Source organism: Microbacterium sp. zg.Y909, from assembly GCF_024626565.1.
The window spans coordinates 1-1,051 of sequence record NZ_JANJFJ010000686.1 but is presented as its reverse complement, the minus strand read 5'-3'; the positions used below and the strand labels follow the sequence as shown (position 1 = coordinate 1,051).

2 protein-coding genes are annotated in these 1,051 nt (G+C 71.7%); both read right to left on the bottom strand.

Annotation, left to right across the window (positions count from 1 at the left end; translation table 11 throughout):
* Window positions 1-215 (bottom strand): 6,7-dimethyl-8-ribityllumazine synthase (locus tag NQ160_RS24145; protein ID WP_257517504.1); only part of this gene is annotated, 215 nt, incomplete at its 3' end.
* Window positions 212-1,051 (bottom strand): GTP cyclohydrolase II (ribA, locus tag NQ160_RS24140; protein WP_257517503.1); only part of this gene is annotated, 840 nt, incomplete at its 5' end. The genes ribA and NQ160_RS24145, both read right to left, overlap by 4 nt.

Below are 1,051 nucleotides of genomic sequence, written 5' to 3'. Positions count from 1 at the left end.
CCGGACTCGAGCGCGGCCTTCGACGCGAGGGGGAGCTCGAACGATCCGGGCACCCGCACCAGCGACCAGGTCGCCCCCGCGGCATCCAGCGTGCGCTGGGCGCCGGCGATCAGACCGTCGGTGATGACGTGGTGCCAGGTGCCGGCGACGACGACGACCCGCAGGCCGGTGCCGTCTACGGGGGCGTGCTGCTGAGGGGATCCGGTGCCGCTCATGCGCGGGCCTCCTGGCTCTGCGCCAAGGCGCCGTCGAGGTCGTCGTTGGCGATGATGTGACCCATGCGCTCCGCCTTCGTCGCCAGGTACTGGTGGTTGTTGGGCCCCACGCCCACGAGCAGGGGGACCTGTTCGGCGACGTCGAGGCCGAGGGCGCGCAGCTGGTCGACCTTGTCCATGTTGTTGGTCAGCAGTCGCAGCCGGTCGACCCCGAGGTCGGAGAGGATGCCGGCGGCGGCGGCGTAGTCGCGTGCGTCGGCGGGAAGCCCGAGGGCGAGGTTCGCGTCGACGGTGTCCAGGCCGTTCTCCTGCAGGCTGTAGGCGCGCAGCTTGTTGATCAGGCCGATGCCTCGGCCCTCGTGGCCGCGCATGTAGACGACGACGCCGCCGTCCTGCTCGATCGCGTCGAGGGCGGCGTCGAGCTGCGGCCCGCACTCGCACTTCAGCGACCCGAAGGCCTCGCCGGTCAGGCACTCGGAGTGCACCCGCACGAGGGGCGCTTCGTCGGTGAGGTCGCCCGAGACGATGGCGAGGTGATCGGTGCCGGTGATGCGGTCCTTGTATGCCAGCACGCGGAAGACACCGTGCGAGGTGGGCAGCTTGGCCTCGGCGCGCAGGCTCACGCGCCGGCGGTGCGGCAGCTTCGCGGCCGAGGCCACGGGCTCGTGCTCGTCGAGGTAGGCCACGAGCTGCTCGATCGTGATGACGTGCAGGCCGTCGCGCTCGCCGAGCTCGAGCAGGCCGGGAAGCCGCATCATCGAGCCGTCGTCGGCGACGAGCTCGCAGATCGCGGCGACCGGCTCGAGGCCGGCCAGGCGCATGAGCTCCACCGATGC